17 protein-coding genes are annotated in these 23,111 nt (G+C 63.9%); 7 read left to right on the forward strand and 10 right to left on the reverse strand.

Annotated elements, in window-relative coordinates:
- Nucleotide 1: 1 nt before the first annotated feature.
- Nucleotides 2–976 (forward strand): type II secretion system F family protein, encoded by a 975-nt coding sequence (locus tag QCM77_RS25800; protein ID WP_279662447.1) that lies wholly within the window; start codon nt 2–4, stop codon nt 974–976.
- Nucleotides 977–1,025: 49 nt separating this feature from the next.
- Here the strand turns inward: QCM77_RS25800 and QCM77_RS25805 are convergent, their stop codons facing one another.
- The 3 genes from QCM77_RS25805 to QCM77_RS25815 all read right to left on the reverse strand — a co-directional run bounded on the left by QCM77_RS25805 (nt 1,026) and on the right by QCM77_RS25815 (nt 3,916).
- Nucleotides 1,026–1,838, reverse strand: a complete 813-nt coding sequence (locus tag QCM77_RS25805; RefSeq protein ID WP_279685398.1) for a tetratricopeptide repeat protein — start codon at nt 1,836–1,838, stop codon at nt 1,026–1,028.
- A 94-nt stretch (nt 1,839–1,932) separates the two neighbouring features.
- A complete protein-coding gene (locus QCM77_RS25810) occupies nt 1,933–3,435 on the reverse strand; it encodes a metallophosphoesterase family protein (protein WP_279685400.1) in 1,503 nt (500 codons plus the stop codon).
- 277 nt (nt 3,436–3,712) lie between these two features.
- Entirely contained in the window at nt 3,713–3,916 is a 204-nt protein-coding gene (locus tag QCM77_RS25815; protein ID WP_279662444.1) for a hypothetical protein, read from the reverse strand.
- 202 nt (nt 3,917–4,118) lie between these two features.
- Here QCM77_RS25815 and QCM77_RS25820 point away from each other — a divergent pair, with 202 nt between their 5' ends.
- Complete coding sequence (locus QCM77_RS25820) at nt 4,119–5,492, forward strand: leucyl aminopeptidase family protein (RefSeq protein ID WP_279685401.1); 1,374 nt, start codon at nt 4,119–4,121, stop codon at nt 5,490–5,492.
- Nucleotides 5,485–6,351, forward strand: a complete 867-nt coding sequence (locus QCM77_RS25825) for a C40 family peptidase (RefSeq protein WP_279685403.1) — start codon at nt 5,485–5,487, stop codon at nt 6,349–6,351. Before QCM77_RS25820 ends, QCM77_RS25825 begins: the two co-directional genes overlap by 8 nt.
- Nucleotides 6,352–6,357: 6 nt before the next feature.
- On the opposite strand, the gene QCM77_RS25830 is transcribed toward QCM77_RS25825, so the two are convergent.
- From QCM77_RS25830 to QCM77_RS25855, 6 genes are all read right to left on the reverse strand, one after another.
- The gene (locus QCM77_RS25830) at nt 6,358–7,995 is read right to left on the reverse strand and encodes an ABC transporter ATP-binding protein (protein WP_279685404.1); all 1,638 of its coding nucleotides are present in this window, start codon (nt 7,993–7,995) and stop codon (nt 6,358–6,360) included.
- A 4-nt stretch (nt 7,996–7,999) separates the two neighbouring features.
- Nucleotides 8,000–9,181: an ABC transporter permease gene (locus QCM77_RS25835; protein WP_279662440.1), complete on the reverse strand. Its 1,182-nt coding sequence runs from the start codon at nt 9,179–9,181 to the stop codon at nt 8,000–8,002.
- A complete protein-coding gene (locus QCM77_RS25840) occupies nt 9,181–10,290 on the reverse strand; it encodes a microcin C ABC transporter permease YejB (RefSeq protein WP_279685405.1) in 1,110 nt (369 codons plus the stop codon). Before QCM77_RS25840 ends, QCM77_RS25835 begins: the two co-directional genes overlap by 1 nt.
- Nucleotides 10,291–10,292: 2 nt before the next feature.
- Nucleotides 10,293–12,167: an extracellular solute-binding protein gene (locus tag QCM77_RS25845; RefSeq protein WP_279685406.1), complete on the reverse strand. Its 1,875-nt coding sequence runs from the start codon at nt 12,165–12,167 to the stop codon at nt 10,293–10,295.
- 14 nt (nt 12,168–12,181) lie between these two features.
- On the reverse strand, nt 12,182–14,083 hold the full coding sequence (locus tag QCM77_RS25850; RefSeq protein WP_279685408.1) for an extracellular solute-binding protein: 1,902 nt from the start codon (nt 14,081–14,083) through the stop codon (nt 12,182–12,184).
- A gap of 212 nt (nt 14,084–14,295) precedes the next feature.
- Nucleotides 14,296–14,850: a c-type cytochrome gene (locus QCM77_RS25855; protein WP_279685415.1), complete on the reverse strand. Its 555-nt coding sequence runs from the start codon at nt 14,848–14,850 to the stop codon at nt 14,296–14,298.
- A gap of 220 nt (nt 14,851–15,070) precedes the next feature.
- On the opposite strand from QCM77_RS25855, the gene QCM77_RS25860 reads away from it, so the two are divergent.
- A complete protein-coding gene (locus QCM77_RS25860) occupies nt 15,071–15,811 on the forward strand; it encodes a 3-deoxy-manno-octulosonate cytidylyltransferase (protein ID WP_279662435.1) in 741 nt (246 codons plus the stop codon).
- Between the two features lie 21 nt (nt 15,812–15,832).
- Nucleotides 15,833–16,678: a prephenate dehydratase gene (locus tag QCM77_RS25865; protein ID WP_279662434.1), complete on the forward strand. Its 846-nt coding sequence runs from the start codon at nt 15,833–15,835 to the stop codon at nt 16,676–16,678.
- 127 nt (nt 16,679–16,805) lie between these two features.
- Here QCM77_RS25865 and QCM77_RS25870 read toward each other — a convergent pair whose 3' ends face one another.
- Nucleotides 16,806–17,819 (reverse strand): LLM class flavin-dependent oxidoreductase, encoded by a 1,014-nt coding sequence (locus QCM77_RS25870; RefSeq protein WP_279685416.1) that lies wholly within the window; start codon nt 17,817–17,819, stop codon nt 16,806–16,808.
- A 377-nt stretch (nt 17,820–18,196) separates the two neighbouring features.
- Between QCM77_RS25870 and metF the strand changes: the two genes are divergently transcribed.
- Both metF and metH read left to right on the forward strand, forming a co-directional pair.
- Nucleotides 18,197–19,117: a methylenetetrahydrofolate reductase [NAD(P)H] gene (gene metF, locus QCM77_RS25875; RefSeq protein WP_279685417.1), complete on the forward strand. Its 921-nt coding sequence runs from the start codon at nt 18,197–18,199 to the stop codon at nt 19,115–19,117.
- Between the two features lie 6 nt (nt 19,118–19,123).
- The gene (gene metH / locus QCM77_RS25880; RefSeq protein WP_279685418.1) at nt 19,124–22,981 is read left to right on the forward strand and encodes a methionine synthase; all 3,858 of its coding nucleotides are present in this window, start codon (nt 19,124–19,126) and stop codon (nt 22,979–22,981) included.
- Nucleotides 22,982–23,111: the final 130 nt, after the last annotated feature.

Here is a 23,111-nt window from a genome sequence, read left to right on the forward strand (position 1 = left end):
TATGGTAGAGTTCCTCGTTTCAAAACTTCACGACGTCCACTTCATGACCATGCTGCTGGCGGCCATCGCGGCCAGCGCCACCGTCTATACGCTGGTGATGCCGTTATTCGCCGGCGAGGGCCTCTCCAAGCGCATGAAGGCGGTGGCGAACGAACGTGAGCGCATCCGGCAGCGTGAGCGCGAGCGCCTCCACAAGAGCGAAAAGGTCTCGCTGCGCCAGACGCCGAAGCAGATCGTCTCGAAGGTCGTCGACGACTTCAACCTGACCAAATGGCTTGCGCAGGAAGCGGCGCGAGACAAGCTCATCATGGCGGGCTATCGCGGCCAGGCGCCCTACATCACCTTCCTGTTCGCCCGCCTGGTGGCTCCGATCGTGCTGTTCGTCGGCTCGGTCATCTACGTGTTCCTGATCGCGCACATGGAGAAGCCGATGCCGATCAAGATCGGCATCTGCGTCGGCGCGGCCTATCTCGGCCTTCAGGCGCCGATGCTGTTCCTCCGAAACGCAATCTCCAAGCGCCAGCTCTCGATCAAGCGGGCCTTTCCCGATGCGCTCGACCTGCTCCTGATCTGCATCGAATCCGGCATGTCGGTCGAGATGGGGTTCCGGAAGGTCGCGGTCGAAATCGTGGGCCAGTCGATCGCGCTGTCGGAGGAGTTCACCCTGACTACGGCCGAGCTGTCCTATTTGCAGGATCGCAAGGTCGCCTATGAGAACCTGGCGCGGCGCACCGGGCTGGAGGGCGTCAAGTCGGTATGTCTCGCGCTTCAGCAGGCGGAGCGTTACGGCACCCCGCTCGGCCAATCCTTGCGGGTGATGGCGCAGGAAAACCGCGACATGCGCATGAACGAAGCCGAGAAGAAGGCCGCCGCGCTGCCGCCGAAGCTGACGGTGCCGATGATCCTGTTCTTCCTGCCGGTGCTGTTCGTCGTCATTCTCGGACCGACCGGCATCAAGGTCAGCGAGATGCAATGACGTAAGACGCGGTCCGCGGGCGTCTTCAAGATTGGAAAATCACGTCTGATCAGTCGGGCTGGCCGAGCGAGGCGACCGGAGTCCGCTTCGGCGCACCCCGCCTGACGTCGCTGCGGCTCAGCATTTCCTTGAGATAGGCGACATTGGCCGCAGCCTGGTCCGGCGGCAGGTCCGCCTTCACGATGGTCTCGGCTTCGGCGAAGCGGCCCTGAAGACCGACGACCAGACCGAGATTCTGCCGCACCCGTGCGCTTGCGCGCGGCGAGGCGTAGGCCTGCCGCAGCGCGTCTTCGGCCTTCGGCAAGTCTCTCGACAACATGTAGGACAGGCCGAGATTGGAGAGCACGCCCGGATCGCCCGGCGCGATCTTCAGCGCGCTCGCATAATAGGAGCGCGCTTCCTCGTGACGGCCCATCTGATCGAGCGCGGTACCCTGCACCGAGAGCAGGCGCCAATCCGGGTTGTCGGGCGAATGCGCCTTCGACAGCACGTCGAAGGCTTGCTGGAAATTGCCGTTGTCGGAGAGCGCGCGGCCGTATTGGGCCATCAGCGCCTTGTTGCCGGGATTGGCGATGGTCGCCTGCTCGAGCACGGCGGCGGCCTGGGCGCGCTGACCGTTGGCGCGCAGGGCCTGACCATAGGCGAGCGCCGCGTCGGCGTCCTTGGGATTGGCACGATAGCGCTCGCCATAGACTTCGGCAGCGCGCGCGGGATCGGTGGGAGCGGCTTCCGCCTGCGGCCCGACCGAGCCCGTGACGTCGGAGAGTTTCGACATCGCCGTGCAGCCGCCGAGGCCCATGGCCACCGCCGCGACCAGCGAGGTGGACGCAAGAAGCCGGGCAAGACTGAACCGTTGACGCATGACGCTTTGACTCTCGAGCCGATTGATCGAGCCGAACGCGCCAGCAATAGACTGTTAACCCTAACGGCCGGTTAACGCCCCCGACCTGCGCCCCTCACCGCGGCGTCTGCGGCGGCACCTCGCCGCCGAGACCCAGATCGAGGCCGAGCGCCTTCGCCTGCTCGTTCAGGTCCCGCAGCAATTGCAGTCGTTGTCGGGCCTCTGCCTCAACATCGATCTCAGGGAGCGTCCCTCCCGGCAATTCGCGCCGAAGATCGTCACGATTGACCAGACGCCTCGCGCGGAGCTCGTCGAGCTGAAAATCATCGATGCCGAGCACATCGGCCGATTGCTCGATCAGTCGGCGCAGCAGCGATGTCACCACGGCCGCCGCCTCGACGTCATGCTTGCGGGCAGACCTCAACAACTTGCCCTCGAGATCGGCCCAGGCGTGAGAGGTGACGAGATAGACGTGGAACACGTTGGCCCAATCCACCTCGCCGTCGGCATAGAAGGCGCGGCGCAGCAGGAGCCGGCGGGCGAATACTGCGACCTGGTCCCGCTTCAGCGTCGTGCATGCGTCGATCTCGATGGCCGACTCGACAGCCGAGTCACGCGAAAAATCCCGCCCGGCCGGCAGCCTGATGACGCCGTGCGGCAGGTTCGAATCGAGCGGCCCGAAGACACCATCGTTGCGTGGCCGCGAGTAGCGGGCAATCGCGAAGCGATACTCCGTGCGGCCGGCATGGGACATCGGGCCGAAATGGATGACGTTGAAGCCGGCATCGTCACCGGCCTGCCCGGTCGATGACGGACAGGACAAGACGTAGATCGTGCGCCAGAACGCTTGATCGCTCTCGCTCGACGTGGCGCGCGGATCGGGCATCGAATAGCGTGTCAGCCCCTCGACATGCCGGTGGCCGTGCAGAACCAGATCGACGTTGAGCGAGGTCGCCGCTTCGAGGAAGGTCGCGGGCGCGGCGAGATACATCAGCGGCTCGTCGGGCACGCCGAGAAACCGCTTCCCCTCTCCGGTTGCCTGCGGCAGCGGATGATGGTGCAGCGCCAGCACGCGCACCAGGTTTTCCACCGGCTCGGCATAATCGGCACGGCCTGCCGACCCAAGGCTGCCCGCGAGCTCGACGCTCAGCCGCGCGGAATCCGCAACCATGGCGTGATAGGCCGTCTGATCGACATTGCCGTTCGCAATTGTCGTGAGGCTCGCGTGGTTGGAATCCAGCAGCACCAGATCGAGGCCAGCCTGGCGGTAGTAGACGCTCTTCGAGGTCCGCGGCAGATGCAGGTAATCATAGACGTCGTGACGGCCTGCACGCTGGCTCGGGCGCTTGACGTCGTGATTGCCGGCAACTGCCTGGATATCGGTGAACAGCCCGGTCTGCCGGAAGGACGCGATGACGGCGAGCGCTTCGTCGAGCGCACGCGGCGTCGGGTCGTCCACGAGATCGCCCGTGATCAGCAGGATGCGATCGGGAACGTCCGCGAAGTCCGCCATCCTCTCGCGAATTGCGGCATTGAGCGTCTCGATCGTCGCAAGCAGCCGGCCCGACCCGTCCAGATGCAGGTCGGTGATCTGTACAATAACGAACGATCTATCCATTTTGCGCCGCTCATGTGCGAATGCTGCGCCGCTCAAACGATGAGAGAAATGCTTCGATGATCAAGTTCAGTCCGGTATCGGCCCGGGCCGTGATGAGCCCGGGTAAGTATCGACCGCGTGCCGCGTTCTCGACGTGCAGAACCGCACGACACAATCTAAAATATTCGTAGATAATGCCACAACCACAACGCTAGTAAAGCCCTGCGGCCGCGCTCGCGTGAACGGCAGTTCTCAGCATGGAGACGAGGCCTACCTGATGATGGTTTCGCTCGCCCGATCAATATTCGATGGCAAGCCGCTTGCGGATTTCGTCGATACGCCTGTCAAGTGCATCGAACCGCGCGTGAACGGAGCGGTCGTGGAGATAGAAGACGTAACCGCCGGCAAGGAATGCGAAGATCCAATGATGATGCTCGACATAGCCGAAAATCGCCTCGACGACCTGGCCCATGAATGTGACCACGCTCCACACAAATTCCATTGCATTTCCTCCCGGCCGGCTTTGTCGTCGGCCGCCGGAGATCTCCGCACCTGACGGCCGTTGCCGGAACCTAGCATGGCCCCCTCGCTACGAGTAGCGGATCGCCGAACGGTGACAGCAAAGCCGATTGCAGCGGCGGCGAAACTCTGCGAAGTCTCGTCCGTTCGTATGACCCGCTCGATCTGACGATCCGGACCCGCCAATGCCTTCTGTCTTCGACACGTCGCCCCACGCCATCCCGATCACCTTCGTCACCAAGTCGAACTGGGATCAGGTCGCCGAGACGCTGCCGCCGGCGCAACGCCAGTTCGCCACTGCGAGCGCCTTTACCGCAAAGCCGGGCGGCTATCTCGTGCTGCCCGCGCCGGATGGCGCGATCGCGCAAGTGCTGTTCGGCCTCGAGGATGAAGGCGCAAGATCGCGCGACCTGTTCCGGCCGGGCGCCCTGCCCGGTCTGCTGCCGCCGGGCATCTATCGCTTCGCCAACGCACCACACGATGCACGGCTCGCTGCGCTCGCCTTCGCGCTCGGCAGCTATCGCTTTGCCCGGTACCGCAAGGCGGATCGTCCCGAGGTCCGCCTCGAGCCGCCCGATGGCGTCGACGCGGCCGAGATCAACCGCATGGCGGACGCTGCGATGCTGGCGCGCGACCTCATCAACACGCCGGCCAATGACATGGGGCCGGAAGAGCTGGCCGCAGCCGCGCAAGTTCTCGCCGCCGAATTCGGGGCAAGCTTTGCCTGCACCGTCGGTGAGGAGTTGAAGACGAATTTTCCGCTGATCCACGCCGTCGGCATGGCCTCGGACCGTGCGCCGCGGCTGATCGACATCGGCTGGGGCGACCCGGTCCATCCCAAGGTGACGCTGGTCGGCAAGGGCGTCTGCTTCGACACCGGCGGGCTCGACCTGAAACCGTCGAGCGGCATGCTGATCATGAAGAAGGACATGGGCGGCGCCGCCAACGTGCTGGCGCTGGCGCGCATGGTGATGGATGCGAAGCTCAAGGTCCGCCTGCGCGTGCTGATTCCGGCCGTGGAGAACGCGGTCGCGGGCAATGCCTTCCGCCCGCTCGACATCTTCACCTCGCGCAAGGGCATCACGGTCGAGATCGGCAATACGGACGCGGAGGGTCGCCTCGTGCTCGCCGACGCGCTGGCGCTGGCCGACGAAGAAAAGCCGGACCTGCTGATCGATCTCGGCACCTTGACGGGAGCGGCACGCGTCGCGCTGGGGCCTGATTTACCTCCCTTTTACACCAACGATGAGACGCTGGCTGCCGACGTCGCGCGATGCGCGGTGAAGGAGAACGATCCGTTGTGGCGCATGCCGCTGTGGCCACCTTACGATGCGTGGCTGGACTCCAAGACGGCCACCATCACCAATGCGCCCTCTGGCGGGTTTGCGGGCTCGATCACCTGCGCGCTGTTCCTGCAACGCTTCGTCGAACAGGCCAGGAGCTGGCTGCATGTCGACATCTACGGCTGGACGCCGTCGGCGAAGCCCGCACGCCCCGAGGGCGGCGAGTGCCAGGCCGCGCGCGCGATCTACACATTGCTGAGCGAGCGCTATGCATGATTCAGGACGAGATCCAAAACACGATCCGCGGCTGACGCCGGCGCGAAGCGACCTCGCCGCGAAATATCTCGAAGGCAAGGTGCAGGCGGATCGGTTCGTGACGGGCGAGGAATTCGAGATAGTCGAGGCGATCGCACCCGTGCGCGAGCAGCCGTCGTCGAACGCGATGCTGATGACGCAAGCGCTGCGCGGCGAGCGCGTCACGGTCTACGATCGCAACGGCGAAGGCTGGGCCTGGGGTCAGCTTTCCGGTGACGGCTATGTCGGCTGGCTGCCGGATGCAGCGCTCATGAAGCCCTCGGCCGCCCCGACCCACATGGTCAGTGCGCTACGAACCTTTGCTTTCCCCGGTCCCTCGATCAAGCTGCCGCCGGCAGACACGCTGGTGATGGGATCGAAGATCGCGGTCGCGCGCGAGGACGGCAGCTTCGCCGTGACGCGCGACGGACAATATCTGCCCAAGGCCCATCTCGCCCCGCTTGGTCATCGCGAGCCGGATTTCGTCACAGTCGCCGAGCGCTTCGTCGGCACGCCCTATCTCTGGGGCGGCAAAAGCAGTTTTGGCATCGATTGCTCCGGCCTCGTCCAGGTCTCGCTGACGTCGGCGGGCACCGGCTGCCCGCGCGACAGCGACATGCAGCAGGCGGGTCTCGGCCGCGCGCTCGAACCGCACGAGCGGAACAAGCTGCAACGCGGCGATCTCATTTTCTGGAAGGGCCATGTCGCCATCGTCCGTGATGGCGCCACCATGGTTCACGCCAACGCCCATCACATGGCGACGGTGATCGAAGCGGTCGAGCCGGCGATTGCGCGGATCAAGCAGGCCGGCAGCGAGGTCGCCGCGATCAAGCGGCTCTGACCGCGGCTACGTCGCCACCGATCCATTCCCCTCCGTCTCCAGCCGGAACGCCGCCGCAAACAGCGCGCGCGTATAATCCGTCTTCGGGCTCTTGAACAGTTCGGCGGCCTGGCCTTCCTCGACCACCTTGCCGCCGCGCATCACGATCAGATGGCTGGCGAGCGAGGCGACGACGCGCAAGTCGTGCGAGATGAACATGTAGGTGAGATCGCGCCTGCGCTGCAGCTCGCGCAACAGATCGACCATCTGTGCCTGAATCAGCATGTCGAGCGCGCTGGTCGGCTCGTCCAGCACGACGAAATCCGGCTCCAGCACCACCGCGCGTGCGATGCTGATGCGCTGGCGCTGGCCGCCGGAGAATTCATGGGGATAGCGGTGGCGGGTATCTGCCTTCAGTCCGACGTCCTCGAGCGCCTTGACGACGCGCGCCTCACGCTCCTCGCGCGAGAGCTTCGGCTGATGCACGGAGAGGCCTTCGGCGATGATGTCGGCGATCGACATGCGCGGACTGAGCGAGCCGAAAGGATCCTGGAACACGACCTGCATGTCGCGCCGAAAGGGACGCATCTCCTTGAAGCGCAGACACTGGATATCTTTTCCCAGGAACACGATGCGTCCGTTCGAGGAGATCAGCCGCATCAATGCGAGCCCCAGCGTGGTCTTGCCCGAGCCGGACTCGCCGACGACGCCGAGCGTCTCGCCCTTGCGCACGGCGACGCTGACGCCGTCGACCGCCTTGATGTGACCGACCGTCTTGCGCATCAGCCCGCGCTTGATCGGAAACCAGACTTTCAGGTCATCGGCGGACATCACCACCGGCGCATCCGGCTGCGGCGGCGCCGGATCCGGCTTCGGTTCCGCTGCGAGCAGGTCGCGCGTATAGGGATGCTTCGGACTCTTAAAGACCTGCTCGACCGGCCCCTGCTCGACGATCTCGCCGCCCTTCATGACGCAGACCTGGTCGGCGATACGGCGCACGATGCCGAGATCGTGGGTGATGAAGAGCAGGCTCATGCCGAGCCGGCCGCGGATCTCGGCGAGCAGCGTCAGGATCTGCGCCTGCACGGTGACGTCGAGCGCCGTGGTCGGCTCGTCCGCGATCAACAGATCCGGCTCGTTGGCGAGCGCCATCGCGATCATGACGCGCTGGCGCTGGCCGCCGGAGAGCTGGTGCGGATAGCTCTTCAGCCGCGTTTCAGGCTCGGGAATGCCGACCTGCGTCAGCAGCTCCAGCGTCCGCCTGCGCGCCTCGGCATTGCTGGTCGGATTGTGCAGCTGGATGATCTCGCCGATCTGCGCCTCGATCGTGTGCAGTGGATTGAGCGAGGTCATCGGCTCCTGGAAGATGATGGAGATGTCGCTGCCGCGAATCTCGCGCATCTCCCGTTCCGACTGGTCGATCAGTTCGCGCCCCTTGAAGCGGATGCTGCCCGAGGGATGCGAGGCATTCGGATAGGGCAAGAGCTTGAGGATCGAGAGCGCGCTGACCGACTTGCCGGAGCCGGACTCGCCGACCAGCGCCACGCACTCGCCGCGCTTGATCTGGAACGAGATCTTGTCGACCGCGAGCGTGGTGGCGCCGCCCTGGTGGAAGGCCACCGAGAGGTCGCGCACGCTGAGCAGGGGCTGGTTGATCGCGTCCATTGGCTTACCTGAACGTCTTGCGCGGATCGAAGGCATCGCGCACGGCCTCGCCGATGAAGATCAAAAGCGACAGCATGATCGCGACCGAGAAGAAACCGGAGAAACCGAGCCAAGGCGCCTGCACGTTGGACTTGCCCTGCGACAGCAGCTCGCCGAGCGACGGCGAGCCGGGCGGCAACCCGAAGCCGAGGAAATCGAGGGCCGTGAGCGTCATGACCGACGAGGAGACGATAAACGGCAGGAACGTCATCGTCGCGACCATCGCGTTCGGCAGCAGATGCCTGAACATGATCACGGCGTTGGACACGCCGAGCGCCCGCGCCGCCTGGATGTACTCGAAATTGCGCCCGCGCAGAAATTCCGCGCGCACGAGTCCGACCAGCGACACCCAGGAAAACAACAGCAGGATGCCGAGAAGCACGAAGAAACCCGGCACCAGCACCGACGACAGGATCAGCAGCAGATAGAGTGAAGGGATCGCAGTCCATATCTCGATGAAGCGCTGGAACAACAGGTCGATCCAGCCGCCGAAATAGCCCTGCACCGCCCCGGCCGCGATGCCGACAATGGAGGAGATGATGGTCAGGCAGAGGCCGAACAGCACCGAGATGCGGAAGCCGTAGATCAGCCGCGCCACCACGTCGCGGCCCTGATCGTCGGTGCCGAGCCAGTTGTATTCGAGATCGCGGCAGCTCTTGAGGCCTTTCTTCTCGACGACAGGCTTGCACTGCGCTTCCGTCAACATCCAGGTCGGCGGCGACGGCGCTGGCGTCGGCAGATCGAGATTGTGGGTGTCGTAGGAGTAGCGGATCAGCGGCCAGACGATGCTGCCGCCCTTGTCCCTGATCAGCTTCTGCAAATAGGGATCGCGATAGTCGGCTGCCGTTTCGAAGTCGCCGCCGAAAGTGGTTTCCGAATAGGTGACGACCGACGGCCAATAGAGGTGGCCATCATATTTGATCAGGAAGGGCCGATCATTGGCGATCAGCTCGGCGAACAGCGACACCACAAACAAGATCAGGAAGATCCAGAACGACCAGTAGCCGCGCCGGTTCGCCATGAAATTCTGCCAGCGCCGCCTGTTGAGCGGCGATGGCACGAACGGTTTGCGCGTGATCGGCACGGCATCGCCGAGCGGCGACTTCGCAGTGGTTTCGATCGGCGTGGTGGGGGCGGCCAGCGTCATCAGACCTCCCGCGCCTCGAAATCAATCCGCGGATCGATCCACATATAGGTCAGGTCAGAGATGAGGTTGATGACGAGGCCAACGAGCGAAAAGATGAAGAGCGTGCCGAACACCACGGGGTAGTCGCGGTTGAGAACGCTCTCGAAACTGAGCAGCCCCAGCCCGTCCAGCGAGAAGATGGTCTCGATCAGAAGCGAGCCCGAGAAGAAGGCGTGGATGAAGGTGCTGGGAAAGCCGGCGATGACGATGAGCATCGCGTTGCGGAAGACGTGACCATAGAGCACCCGATTCTCGCTGCAGCCTTTCGCGCGCGCGGTCATCACGTATTGCTTGCGGATCTCGTCCAGAAACGAGTTCTTGGTCAGGAACGTCATGGTGGTGAACGCGCCGAGCCCCATGGCGATCAGCGGCAGCGTCAGATGCCAGAAGTAATCGATGATCTTCCAGTACCACGGAAACTCCGACCAGCCGTCTGACGTCAGTCCGCGCAGCGGGAACCAGTTGAAAAACGAGCCCCCGGCAAACAGGATGATCAGGAGGATCGCGAACAGGAAGCCGGGTATCGCATAGCCGAGCACGAGCACGCTCGACGTCCAGGTGTCGAAGCGCGTTCCGTCCCTGACCGCCTTGCGGATGCCGAGCGGAATCGAGATCAGGTAGGTTAGCAGCGTCAGCCAGATGCCGAGCGAGATCGAGACCGGCAACTTCTCCTTGACCAGCTGCATTACGCTGACGTCGCGAAAATAGCTCTTGCCGAAATCGAAGCGGGCGAAGTTCCACACCATCAGGAGAAAGCGTTCCGGTGCCGGCTTGTCGAAGCCGAACTGCACCTCCAGCTTCTTGATGAAATCGGGATCGAGCCCTTGCGCGCCACGATATTTCGAGTTCATGGCATCGCCGCCGGCGCCGACTTGGCCCGGCGTGCGCTGTGCAAAGTCGCTGCCGCCTGAAATGCGCGAACTGCCGCCGGTGTCGGCGCCCGAGAGCTGCGCGATCACGCGCTCGACCGGGCCGCCCGGCGCGAACTGCACGACGATGAAGGAGACGAAGAGGATCCCGAGCAAGGTCGGGATCATCAGCAGGATGCGGCGGGCGATATAGGCGCTCATGGCTATTTCGCCTGCTCGAGCTTGGCGGCCTTGCCGCCATCATGCCACCAGATATCGGGGGCGCCGACGCCGTTGGCATAACGCGGCAGCTTCTGCGGATGGCCGAATTGGTCCCAATAAGCAAGCCGATGCGTCTTGTTGTACCATTGCGGCACCCAATAACGGCCGGCCCGGAACAGGCGATCGAAGGCCCGGCAGGCGACGGTCAAGTCCTCTCGGTTGTCCGCCGCCATGATTTTTTCGATCATGGCGTCGATGGCTGGACTGGCGACGCCCGCCAGATTGTACGAGCCCTTGGTTGCGGCGACCTGCGAGGAAAAGAACGCGCGCATGGCATCGCCCGGTGTCGCCGACATGCTGAAGCGCTGGATCGTGATGTCGAAGTCGAAATCTTCCTGGCGCGCCTTGTGTTGCACGGCATCGACGAGGCGCACGCTCGCTTCGATGCCGAGCGTCGCGAGATTCTTGATGTAGGGGGCATGGTGCGGCTGGAACGAAGGCTCGTCCAGCAGGAACTCGATCCTGAACACCTCACCATTCGGCAGCACCCGTTTGCCGTCCTTGATCGGCAGGCCGGCCTCGCTGAGCAGTTGCTGCGCCTTGCGCAGCAGGCTGCGGTCCTGCCCGGAGCCGTCCGAGACTGGCGGCGTGAACGGTGCGGCGAACACTTCGTCGGGAACCTGGCCGCGAAACGGCTCCAGCAGCTTCAGCTCGTCCGGCGACGGAGGTCCGTCGCTCGCCATGAGATCCGAATTCTGAAATGGCGACACCGTGCGGGCATAAGCACCGTACATGATGGTCTTGTTGGTCCACTCGAAGTCGAAGGCGTCGATCAGGGCCTCGCGCACGCGAGGATCCCTAAACTTGTCGCGCCGCGTGTTGATGAACCATCCTTGCGCGCCGGACGGCGTGTCGTCGGGCACGACCTCCATCTTGACGCGACCGTCCTTCACCGCAGGGAAGTCATAGCGCGTCGCCCAGATCCGAGAGGTGAACTCCTCGCGGTAGAGATAGTTCTTGCCGGTGAAACCTTCGAAAGCGACATCGCGGTCGCGGTAGAATTCGTACCGCACGACGTCGAAATTGTAGCTGCCTCGGCAGGCCGGAAGATCGGTTGCCCACCAGTCCTTGACGCGCACGTATTCGATGTAGCGGTTGACCTCGAACTTGCCGACCTTGTACGGCCCCGAACCCAGCGGGATCTCCAGAGACGTTTCGTCGAACGGACGGGAGGCATAGTAAGCTTTCGAGAAGATCGGCAGTCCCGCGACATAGAGTGGCACGTCGCGCGCGCGTCCCTTGGCAAAGCTGACGACTAGTGTCGCATCGTCAACGGCTTCCGCGCTGATCATATCGCGCATCTGCACGATGATCAGCGGATGGCCCTTCGTCTTCAGCGCCGTCAACGAAAATGCCGCGTCGTGCGCGGTGAGCTTGGTGCCGTCGTGGAATTTCGCCTCGGGCCGCATGGTGAAGCGATAGACCAGCTTGTCTGCCGATATATTTACAGACTTGGCGGCAAGCCCGTACATCCCATCCGGTTCGTCATTGGCTCGCACCATCAGCGGCGCAAAAGTCATGTCCATGCCCTGCGCGCCATCGCCTTTGAGGATGAAGGCATTGAGCGAATTGAAGGTCTGGTAGGACTGGTTGTAGGCGCGCACCGACGGGATAAGCGAGAACGTGCCGCCCTTCGGCGCGTCAACATTGACGTAGTCGAAGTGATGGAAGTCGGCGGGATATTTGAGGTCACCGAACGCCGACATGCCGTGGGCCTCGGCGGGCATCTCGGACGCTGTCGCGCCCCGGAGCCAGGCGGCGCTGAACGCACCGCCGGCACCCAGGGCCAGCACATGCCGGCGTGACATCTGCGTCATGCGGGGAGCGTCCTTCACGACTTCTTTGCGATCCGCGCCGCCTTGTCCGCGTCGTACCACCAAATGAACGGAAAGCCGGACTGACCGTATTTGGGCAATTCCGCCGGCCGGCCGAAGCGATCCCAGCGCGCGGTGCGCACCTTCGTATAGGTCCACTGCGGCACCACGTAGTGATTCCACAGCAGGACGCGGTCGAGTGCCTTGGTTGCCGCGACGAGATCGTCGCGGTTCTTGGCGTAGATTACCCGCTCGATCAGCTTGTCGACCGCCGGGTTCTTGATGCCGGTAATATTGCGTGAACCGGCGATGTCGGCCGTCTTCGACGACCAGAATTCGCGCTGCTCGTTACCCGGCGACTGCGACTCGCCCCAGGAGTTGGTGACGATGTCGAAATCCCACTCGCGAGTCCTGTTCTCGTATTGGGTCGGATCGACCGTCCGCACGCTGACGGCAATGCCGAGCCGTTCCAGCGACGGCTTGTAGAACAGCGTGATCCGCTCGAAGCTCGGATCCGAGTTCAGCAGTTCAAGCGAGAACTGGGCGCCCGTCTTGACGTCGATCAGCTTGCGGTCGCGCACTTCGTAGCCGGCTTCCTTGAACAGGCGAAGCGCCTCGCGCAGATTGTCGCGCACGGCTTCCGGACTGCCGCCGACTGGATTGGTATAGGCCGTCGTGAAGACTTCGGGCGGGACTTCGGCGCGGACCGTCTCGAGGATCTCGAGCTCCTTGCCCTGCGGCAAACCGGTCGCCATCAGCTCATCGATGCCATCGAAATAACTGCTGACGCGCTTGTACTGGCCGTAGAAGATCTGCTTGTTCATCTCCTCGAAGTCGAACGCGTAGTTGAGCGCTCGACGCACGCGCGGATCCCTGAACTTGGCGCGGCGCAGGTTCGGCACGAAGGCCTGCATGACGCCCGAGCTGCGATTGGCGAACTCCTCGAGGAGCACGCGCTTTTCGGTGACGGCCGGGAAGTCGTAGGCCGTCGCCCAGTTCTTCGCGCTGTTCTCGGTGCGCCAATCGACCTGATCGGCCTTGAAAGCCTCGATCGCCACGGTGGCGTCGCGGAAATACTCGTAGCGCATCTCGTCGAAATTATTGCGGCCCACATTGGCGGCGAGATCGCGCCCCCAATAATCCTTGACGCGCTCCAGCACGATCGACCGTCCGGCAACGAATTCCTTGACCCTGTAGGGGCCCGACCCCAGCGGCACTTCGAGCGTGGTGGCGGAGACATCGCGCTTGCGACCCTGCGCGTCGGTCCCCTCCCACCAATGCTTCGGCAAGACGGTCAGCTGCCCGACGATCTGCGGCAGCTCGCGGTTGCCCGGCGCGTCGAACACGAACTTCACCTCGCGCTCGCCGACCTGCTCGGCCTTCGTCACATGGCTGTAATAGGCCGAGTACTGCGGGTGGTGCTTCTTGAAGGAATCGAGCGAGAAGATCACGTCTTCCGCGGTCACAGGCTTGCCATCATGCCATTTGGCGTCGGACCGCAAACGATAGCTGACGAAGGAAAAATCGTCGGGGTGGCTGATGGCCTCGGCCAGTGCGCCGTATTCGGTCGAGACTTCGTCGAGCGCGGGTGTCAGGAGCGATTCATAGACGAACGCCACGGCACCGGCGACCTGCCCCTTCACTCCGGAGACGACGATGTTGAAATTGTCGAATGTGCCGACGGCGATCTGGCGCGCGGCGCCGCCTTTGGGCGCTTCCGGATTGACGTAGTCGAAGCGCTTGAAGTCGGCGGGGTATTTGACCTTTCCGAACAGCGACAGTGCGTGGCGCCAAGTGAGCTCACTGGCCGATTGCGCGTGCGCCGCGCCGACGACGGGAAGACCCGCTACGGAACCGAGGGCGGGGAGCGCTGCTGCGGCAGTGCCAGTGAGCAGGAGATCGCGTCGGGTAATGGCCAAATCAACATTCCTGTCTTGAAGGAGGCTACTCCTTTAAGTTCGCAATATAGGCGAGGTTTCGACGGAATATGTTGCTTTTTCCTCATCTTGGAAGCCCGGGCCGGCGGCTCACTGCGGCCAAACGCCCCGATAACGTCACCGCGAGGCCTGGATAAACGAACGGCCAGGCTTTCCAGCCTGGCCGCATATTCCAAGGTCGATACTCAAGCGCCTTATTTCGCCGCGGTCGGCAGCGGCTTCGGGCTGTCGGAGAGGCTGTTCAGGTAGGCGATGACGTCGGCGCGCTCGCTATCCTTCGGGATACCGGCAAAACCCATCGCGGTGCCGGGGACGGCCGCCTTGGGATTGGCAATGAACTTGTTGAGCGCCTCGAAGTCCCAGGCGCCGCCCTTGCCCTTCATCGCAGCAGAGAAGTTGAAGCCGCCGCGGCCTTCGCCGACATGGTCGCCGACAACGCCATAGAGGTTCGGACCGACACGGTTCGGGCCGCCCTTCTCGAAGGTGTGGCAGGCACCGCACTTCTTGGCGGCGGAGGCGCCCTTCTCGACCGAGGCGGTCTGGAGCAGCTTTTCGATCGGCTCGGCGGCCGCGGCGGCAGCGCCGCCTTCCTTGCCGTGACCGGCGTCTTCCTTCACGGCGATCTCGAAGCCCGGCTTTTCCGGCATCTTGGGCGAGAACAGCGCACTCGCGGTGAAGCTCGTCACCAGCAGGATGAGACAGGTGCCGAGCACGGCACCGAGAATCTTGTTCAGTTCGAAAGAGTCCATTTCCGGCCAGGCCCCACACCGCAACAAGGATCGAGCGGCCCAAAGCGGCCGCCAGGACGAGCCTCAGAGAATCAAACGTTCCTTATTGTTTCCCCGAGTTTTGCCATTGAGATATCGGTTTGCCCGGGGTCTGGCAACCCGTATAAGCGAGCGGGCTTCAAGCCCGTCCCCACCCCATTTCTCGGCGCGGAAAACGCCCCGTTTCCAGGCTCTTGAACCGATGATCGATCCCCGCATCCTGGTGCTGATTCCGGCCCGCATGGCCGCCACCCGCCTGCCCGGCAAGCCGCTCGCCGATATCGCGGGGCTGCCGATGATCGTGCATGTGCTGCGCCGTGCCGAGGCCGCCGGCATAGGCCGGGTCGCGGTCGCGACCGACACGGCGGAGATCGCGTCGGTCGTAACCGCCCATGGCGGCGAGGCCGTGATGACCCGCCCGGAGCACCCCTCCGGCTCCGACCGCATCCACGAGGCCATGCAGAAGCTCGATCCGGACGGCAAGGCCGACATCGTGGTCAATCTTCAGGGCGACTTCCCGACCATCACGATCGACAACATCCGCGAGGTGCTGCCGCCGCTGCAAGACCCCGCCGTGGACATCGCCACGCTGGCCTCGCAGATCCACACCCAGGAGGAGGACCTTGCGCCGAGCGTCGTGAAGGCGATCGGAACCTCGCTCGGCGGCAGACGCATGCGCGCACTTTATTTCACCCGCGCCACCGCGCCGACCGGCGACGGGCCGCGTTACCACCATATCGGCCTCTACGCCTATCGCCGCGCCGCGCTGGAGCGCTACGTCCGGCTGCCGCCCTCGCCGCTGGAATTGCAGGAGAAGCTCGAGCAGCTCCGGGCGCTTGAGGCCGGAATGCGCATCGACTTCACCATTGTCGACACCGTGCCCCGCGGGGTCGACACGCCGGCGGACCTGGAAACCGCCCGCAGCATCCTTTCCAAATCCTGAGCCGCTGTTACAAGGCCGAGCATGAGCAAGCTGAAAATCGCATTCCAGGGCGAGCCTGGGGCCAATTCACACATCGCCATCGTCGAGGCCTATCCCGACGCCGAGCCGATGCCATGCGCCACCTTCGAGGACGCATTGTCGGCGATCTCGTCGGGCGAGGCCGACCTCGGCATGATCCCGATCGAGAATTCGGTCGCAGGCCGCGTCGCCGACATCCATCATTTGCTGCCGGCCTCCGGCCTCTTCATCGTCGGCGAATGGTTTCTGCCGGTTCGCCATCAGCTGATGGCGGTGAAGGGGACCAGGCTCGAAGACATCAAGAGCGTCGAGAGCCATGTGCACGCGCTCGGCCAGTGCCGGCGCATCATCCGCAAGCTCGGCATCAAGCCAATCGTGCACGCCGATACCGCCGGCAGCGCCCGCGACATTTCCGAGCGCAACGACAAGTCCGTCGCCGCGATCGCCTCGCGCCTCGCCGCGCAGATCTACGGCCTCGACATTTTGGCTGAGGACATCGAGGACGAGGCCCACAACACCACGCGCTTCGTGGTGCTGGCGCGCGAACCGAAATGGGGCGCTCAGGGCTCCGGTCCTCTGGTCACCACTTTTGTGTTCCGGGTGCGCAATTTGCCGGCCGCGCTCTACAAGGCGCTCGGCGGCTTTGCCACCAACGGCGTCAACATGACCAAGCTCGAGAGCTACATGGTCGACGGCAATTTCTTCGCCACGCAATTCTATGCCGACGTCGACGGCCATCCTGACGACAAGGGTCTCGCCTTCGCGATCGAGGAGTTGAAATTCTTCTCGCGCGAATTCCGCATCGTCGGCGTGTATCCGGGGCACCCGTTCCGGGCGACGATGGAATAGTTTCGTGTCCCGGACGCGCGAAGCGCGAGCCGGGATCCAGAGGCTGCGAAGCGCAGAGGCGCCATGGGCCCCGGCTCTGCAGTGCACCGCTGAAGGGCGCTGCGCTGCGTCCGGGGCACGAGAGTGTTTACGCGGCCGCTCTCAGCCCGAATGCATCTGCCAACAGCGAATACGATTTCTTCCGCGCGTCGTGATCGTACACAGCCGTGATCACCATCAACTCATCCGGCTTGCTCGCGTCGATCAGCGGCTGCAGCGTCTTCTGCACCGTCGCAGGGCTGCCGACGAACAGGCGCGAGCGGTTGCGCGAGATCGAGGTGCGCTCAGAGCCCGTGTAGGGATAGGCCAGCGCCTCTTCGACACTGGGCAGCGGCAGATACTGGCCGCGGTCGCGGCGCAAGCGGTTGAGATCGAAGGAGGTGGCGAGCTTTTCGGCCTCATCATCGGTGTCCGCGGTGATGACGGCGACGGCGAGGATCGCGCGCGGGCTCGCGCTCCAGGCCGTGGGCTGAAAACGATTGCGGTAATGCACCATCGCATCGATCGCATCGTGGGACGCAAAATGATGGGCGAAGGCGAAGCCCATGCCGACCTGCGCGGCGAGCTCCGAGGAATAATCGCTGGAGCCGAGCAGCCAGATCGGCGGCAACGGCGTATCGTCGGGCATCGCGACGACGTTGTGGTAGGGATGGCCGGAGGGGAATTCCCGGGTCTGCCACAGGATCAATTCGTGCAGCCGCTCGAGGAAATCGTCGCCTTCGCGGCGATCGAGCCTGCTACGCAGCGCATAGGCCGTGGCGCCATCGGTGCCGGGGGCGCGGCCGAGGCCGAGATCGATGCGGCCGGGAAACAGCGCCTCCAGCATCTTGAAGCGCTCGGCCACGACCAGCGGCGCGTGATTGGGCAGCATCACGCCGCCGGAGCCGACGCGGATGTGCTTCGTCACCGCCGCGATCTGCCCGATCATCACGTCGGGGGCCGGGCTCGCGACGGAGGCGAGGTTGTGATGCTCGGCGAGCCAATAGCGGACATAGCCGAGCCCGTCGACATGGCGCGCCAGATCGATGCTGTTGCGCAGCGCCGCGGCGGGCTTTGTGCCTGTTGTGACGACGGAGAGATCGAGGACTGAGAGCGGGATCATGGCGCGTTAACGTAGTCGAGGGCAGCGCGGCGGCAATGGGCAGGCCGCGCAGGTCTGACGTGCAGGTCGCGAGTCGGTACGCTTAAGCGAGCCGTTGGGACGAAAACCCCTCATCACCTTAAACCCACAATCGCCCACCAACAAAAAATCGGCTGCCAAACCACCTGAATTCCGTCAAAATCTTGATATTATGAACTTTTTTTCTCAAATCAGGCATCCCACGATTTGCCGGCAGGGTACAAAAACTCAACTCAATGCACCAAAAGTGGGCGACTTCCCATTGATGATGGGCTGTCGATCAGCCCGCCTTTGCCCTATCTTAGGCCTCCGAAACCAGACCTGAATGCCGGCCGCCTGAAACTGGAATGAGTGGTGCCATGACTGACGTGACGACGCCTGCCCACACCGACGGGCAAGACGGGCACCTGAAGCGGCCTGCGATCTCGTTCGAGTTTTTTCCGCCCAAGACGGAAGATATGGAGCGCAATCTCTGGGACACGATCAACCGGCTGGCCCCGCTCGACCCGAAATTCGTTTCGGTGACCTATGGCGCCGGCGGCTCGACCCGTGAGCGCACCCACTCGACCATCACGCGCATCCTCAAGGAGACCGCGCTGCTGCCGGCCGCGCATCTGACCTGCGTCGGCGCCTCGCGCGGCGAGATCGACGAGATCGTCGACCGTTATCACGAGGTCGGCGTCCGCCACATCGTCGGCCTGCGCGGCGATCCCGCGGGCGGCATCGGCACGGCCTATGCCAGCCATCCCGACGGCTATCAAAGCTCCGCCGACCTCGTCGCCAGCATCAAGAAGCGGCACGGCGACATCGAGGTGTCGGTCTCGGCCTATCCCGAGAAGCACCCCGAGGCGCGCGACTTCGACGATGATATCGACACGCTGAAGGCCAAGGTCGAGGCGGGTGCGACCCGCGCGATCACGCAGGTCTTCTTCGATAACGATCTCTACTTCCGCTATCTCGACCGCGTGCGCGCGCGCGGGATCAACATCCCGATCGTGCCGGGCATCATGCCCATGCACAATTTCAAGCAGGCGAGAGCCTTCGTCACCCGCGCCGGCACGTCCGTGCCGGACTGGTTCGCCGCGAAATTCGAGGGGCTCGATGACGACGCCGAGACCCGCAAGCTGGTGGCGGCCACCGTCGCGGCCGGCCAGGTGCAGAAGCTGGCGAAGCACGGCGTCGACACCTTTCATTTCTACACCATGAACCGCGCCGATCTCGTGTTCGCGATCAGCCATTTGCTCGGCATCCGCGCCAAGAGCGCGCAGAAGGCGGCGTAAGACACCATGACCGTATCCACCTCTCCCAAGCGAACTGCCCTGCTCAACGCCGCGCGCGAGCGCATTCTCGTGCTCGACGGCGCCATGGGCACGATGATCCAGAACCTCCAGTTCGACGAGGCCGCCTTCCGCGGCGAGCGTTTCAAGAACTTCCATCGCGATTTGCGCGGCAACAACGACCTCTTGATCCTGACCCAGCCGCAGGCGATCGAGGACATCCACGCCGCCTATTTGCGTGCCGGCGCCGACATCGTCGCGACCAACACCTTCTCCACGACCTCGATCGCGCAGGCCGATTACGACCTCACCGACATCGTCTACGAGATGGCGCGCGAAGGCGCCCGGCTCGCGGGCAATGCCGCACGCCGCGTCGAGGCCGAGGACGGCAAGCCGCGCTTCGTCGCCGGCGCCATCGGACCGACCAACCGCACCGCCTCGATCTCGCCCGACGTTTCCAATCCCGGCTACCGCGCCGTCACGTTCGACGATCTGCGCAAATCCTATGGCGAGCAGATCAACGGCATGCTCGACGGCGGCGTCGATCTGCTGCTGGTCGAGACCATCTTCGACACGCTGAACGCCAAGGCGGCGCTCTACGCGATCGCCGAGATCACCGAACAGCGCGGCATCGACATGCCCGTGATGGTGTCGGGCACCATCACGGACAAGTCCGGCCGCCTGCTGTCCGGCCAGTTGCCGGAGGCGTTCTGGAATTCGGTGCGGCACACAAAGCCCGTCACCATCGGCTTCAACTGCGCGCTCGGCGCCGAAGATCTGCGCGCGCATATCGCCGATATCGGCCGCGTCGCCGACACTCTTGTTTGTGCTTACCCCAATGCCGGCCTGCCCAACGAGTTCGGCCAGTATGACGAGACCCCGGAATACATGGCCCGCCTGGTCGGCGAGTTCGCGCGCGACGGCCTCGTCAACATCGTCGGCGGCTGCTGCGGCACCACGCCGGACCATATCGCGGCGATCGCCGCCGCGGTCGCACCGCACAAGCCGCGCATCGTGCCGGAGATCGAACCTCGCTTGAGACTCTCCGGCCTCGAGCCGTTCATCCTGACCGACGCCATTCCTTTCGTGAACGTCGGCGAGCGCACCAACGTCACAGGCTCTGCCCGCTTCCGCAAGCTGATCACCAACGGCGACTACACGGCAGCGCTGCAAGTGGCGCGCGACCAAGTCGAGAACGGCGCGCAGATCATCGACGTCAACATGGACGAGGGTCTTCTGGACTCGGAAGCGGCGATGGTGACCTTCCTCAACCTCGTCGCCGCCGAGCCCGACATCGCCCGCGTGCCCGTGATGGTCGATTCTTCGAAATTCTCCGTGATCGAGGCCGGCCTGAAATGCGTGCAGGGCAAGCCGGTCGTCAATTCGATCTCGATGAAGGAAGGCGAAGAGAAGTTCATCTTCGAGGCCAAGATCGCCCGCCGTCACGGCGCGGCCGTGGTGGTGATGGCGTTCGACGAGGTCGGCCAGGCCGATACCTTCAAACGCAAGACCGAGATCTGCAAGCGCGCCTACGACATCCTGGTGAACCGCGTCGGCTTCCCGCCGGAAGACATTATCTTCGATCCGAATATCTTTGCGATCGCAACCGGCATCGAGGAACACAACAATTACGGCGTCGACTTCATCGAGGCGACGCGCTGGATCCGCAAGAATCTGCCGGGCGCGCACATTTCTGGTGGTGTGTCCAACCTGTCGTTCTCGTTCCGCGGCAACGAGCCGGTGCGCGAGGCCATGCACTCGGTGTTCCTGTATCACGCCATCAAGGCCGGCATGGACATGGGTATCGTCAACGCCGGGCAGATGATCGTCTATGACGACATCGATGCCGAATTGCGCCAGGTGTGCGAGGACGTCATCCTCAACCGCGACCCCGGTGCGTCCGAGCGTTTGCTGGCGCTCGCGGAAAAATTCCGTGGCAACAAGACCCAGACCAAGGAAGCCGATCTCGCCTGGCGCGAATGGCCGGTGGCGAAGCGGCTGTCGCACGCGCTGGTTCACGGCATCACGGAATTCATCGAGCAGGATACCGAGGAAGCCCGCAAGGCCTCGACGCGGCCGCTCGACGTGATCGAGGGCCCGCTGATGGCCGGCATGAACGTGGTCGGTGATCTCTTCGGCGATGGAAAAATGTTCCTGCCGCAAGTGGTGAAATCCGCGCGCGTGATGAAGCAGGCTGTCGCCTGGCTGATGCCGTTCATGGAAGAGGAGAAGGCGCGCAATCTCGCCAACGGCATCGGCACGGAAGGCTCCTCGTCCGCCGGCAAGATCGTGCTCGCGACCGTGAAGGGCGACGTCCACGACATCGGCAAGAACATCGTCGGCATCGTGCTCCAGTGCAATAATTACGAGGTCATCGACCTCGGCGTGATGGTGCCTGCGGCCAAGATCGTCGAGACCGTGAAGGCGGAGAAGGCCGACATCGTCGGCCTGTCCGGCCTGATCACGCCCTCGCTCGACGAGATGGCGTTCTTCGCCGGCGAATTGCAGCGCGAAGGCCTCAAGCTGCCGCTCTTGATCGGCGGCGCCACCACGAGCCGCGTGCATACGGCCGTGAAGATCGACCCGAGCTATCGCGCCGGCCCCGTGGTGCATGTCAACGACGCCAGCCGCGCCGTTGGTGTTGCGTCTGCGCTGCTGTCGCCCGAGAAGCGCGAGGCCTATGCCGCCGAGGTGCGTGCCGAATACGCAAAAATCTCGGACGCGCATGTGCGCGCCCAGGCCGACAAGAAGCGGCTGAAGCTGGCGACTGCCCGCGCCAACCGCGTGCCGGTCGACTTTGCCGCCAACAAGCCGGTGAAGCCGACCTTCCTCGGCACCCGGAGCTTTGACGACTACGATCTCGCCGAGCTCGTGCCCTATATCGACTGGACGCCGTTCTTCCAGACCTGGGAGCTCGCCGGGCGCTTCCCCGCCATCCTCGACGATGCCAAGGTCGGCGAAGTCGCGCGCTCGCTCTACGACGATGCGCGGAAAATGCTCGATCTGATCGTCAAGGAAAAATGGTTCCGCGCGCGCGCCACCGTCGGCTTCTGGCCGGCGAATGCGCAGGGTGACGACATCGTGCTCTATGCCGACGAGAGCCGCACCAAGGAGATCGCGACGCTGCACACGCTGCGTCAGCAGCTCGAGAAGCGCGAGGGCCGTTTCAACGCCGCGCTCTCCGACTTCATCGCGCCCGCCGGCGTGCCTGACTATGTCGGCGGCTTCGTCGTCACCGCCGGCATCGGCGAGGATGTGGTCGCCGACCGTTTCAAGATGGCCAATGACGACTACTCCTCGATCCTGTGCAAGGCGCTGGCCGACCGCCTTGCGGAGGCCTTCGCCGAGCGCATGCATGCCCGCGTGCGCCGCGAGTTCTGGGCCTATGCGCCTGACGAGGCGCTGTCGACTAACGAGCTGATCCTCGAAAAGTACCAGGGCATCCGCCCCGCCCCCGGCTATCCGGCGCAGCCCGATCACACCGAGAAGGCGACGCTGTTCGAACTGCTCGACGCCGAGAACACCGCCGGCGTGAAGCTGACCGAGAGCTTTGCGATGTGGCCGGGCTCTTCCGTGTCGGGGCTCTACCTCGCGAATCCCGCGAGCTATTATTTCGGCGTCGGCAAGATCGAGCGCGATCAGGTCGAGGATTATGCCGCGCGCAAGGGCATGACGGTCGCCGAGGCCGAGCGCTGGCTCGCACCGATCTTGAACTACATCCCGGCGCGAGAGGGCGCGAGCGACAAAGCGGCGTTCGCGGCAACCCCGGCGAATGACGAGACGTCGAAGGACCTCGCGTCGCATCCGCCGGGCTGCACCTGCGCGGTGCATCTCGTCTGGCAGAAGAAGCGCGCGGGCGCGGGATAGGCCCGCCTCCAAGCAAAAGCGAGAAAACAACCCCATGCACAGTAGGGATGGGGTTGAAAAAGCTCGATAAATTTTCGGCCTTACCGAAACGGCTTGCGGCGTCGGGCAAAACACCTGTATGAATGCACGA

This window comes from Bradyrhizobium nivariense, from assembly GCF_029846695.2.
Taxonomy (GTDB): domain Bacteria; phylum Pseudomonadota; class Alphaproteobacteria; order Rhizobiales; family Xanthobacteraceae; genus Bradyrhizobium.

Excerpts from the sequence above, each read along its gene's own strand:
- QCM77_RS25835 (WP_279662440.1), bottom strand. The coding sequence starts at position 9,181 with ATGACGCTGGCCGCCCCCACCACGCCGATCGAAACCACTGCGAAGTCG.
- QCM77_RS25855 (WP_279685415.1), bottom strand. The coding sequence starts at position 14,850 with ATGGACTCTTTCGAACTGAACAAGATTCTCGGTGCCGTGCTCGGCACC.
- QCM77_RS25840 (WP_279685405.1), bottom strand. The coding sequence starts at position 10,290 with ATGAGCGCCTATATCGCCCGCCGCATCCTGCTGATGATCCCGACCTTG.
- QCM77_RS25800 (WP_279662447.1), top strand. The coding sequence starts at position 2 with ATGGTAGAGTTCCTCGTTTCAAAACTTCACGACGTCCACTTCATGACC.
- QCM77_RS25845 (WP_279685406.1), bottom strand. The coding sequence starts at position 12,167 with ATGACGCAGATGTCACGCCGGCATGTGCTGGCCCTGGGTGCCGGCGGT.
- QCM77_RS25815 (WP_279662444.1), bottom strand. The coding sequence starts at position 3,916 with ATGGAATTTGTGTGGAGCGTGGTCACATTCATGGGCCAGGTCGTCGAG.
- QCM77_RS25860 (WP_279662435.1), top strand. The coding sequence starts at position 15,071 with ATGATCGATCCCCGCATCCTGGTGCTGATTCCGGCCCGCATGGCCGCC.
- QCM77_RS25830 (WP_279685404.1), bottom strand. The coding sequence starts at position 7,995 with ATGGACGCGATCAACCAGCCCCTGCTCAGCGTGCGCGACCTCTCGGTG.
- QCM77_RS25865 (WP_279662434.1), top strand. The coding sequence starts at position 15,833 with ATGAGCAAGCTGAAAATCGCATTCCAGGGCGAGCCTGGGGCCAATTCA.
- QCM77_RS25870 (WP_279685416.1), bottom strand. The coding sequence starts at position 17,819 with ATGATCCCGCTCTCAGTCCTCGATCTCTCCGTCGTCACAACAGGCACA.
- QCM77_RS25825 (WP_279685403.1), top strand. The coding sequence starts at position 5,485 with ATGCATGATTCAGGACGAGATCCAAAACACGATCCGCGGCTGACGCCG.
- QCM77_RS25810 (WP_279685400.1), bottom strand. The coding sequence starts at position 3,435 with ATGGATAGATCGTTCGTTATTGTACAGATCACCGACCTGCATCTGGAC.
- metH (WP_279685418.1), top strand. The coding sequence starts at position 19,124 with ATGACCGTATCCACCTCTCCCAAGCGAACTGCCCTGCTCAACGCCGCG.
- QCM77_RS25805 (WP_279685398.1), bottom strand. The coding sequence starts at position 1,838 with ATGCGTCAACGGTTCAGTCTTGCCCGGCTTCTTGCGTCCACCTCGCTG.
- metF (WP_279685417.1), top strand. The coding sequence starts at position 18,197 with ATGACTGACGTGACGACGCCTGCCCACACCGACGGGCAAGACGGGCAC.
- QCM77_RS25820 (WP_279685401.1), top strand. The coding sequence starts at position 4,119 with ATGCCTTCTGTCTTCGACACGTCGCCCCACGCCATCCCGATCACCTTC.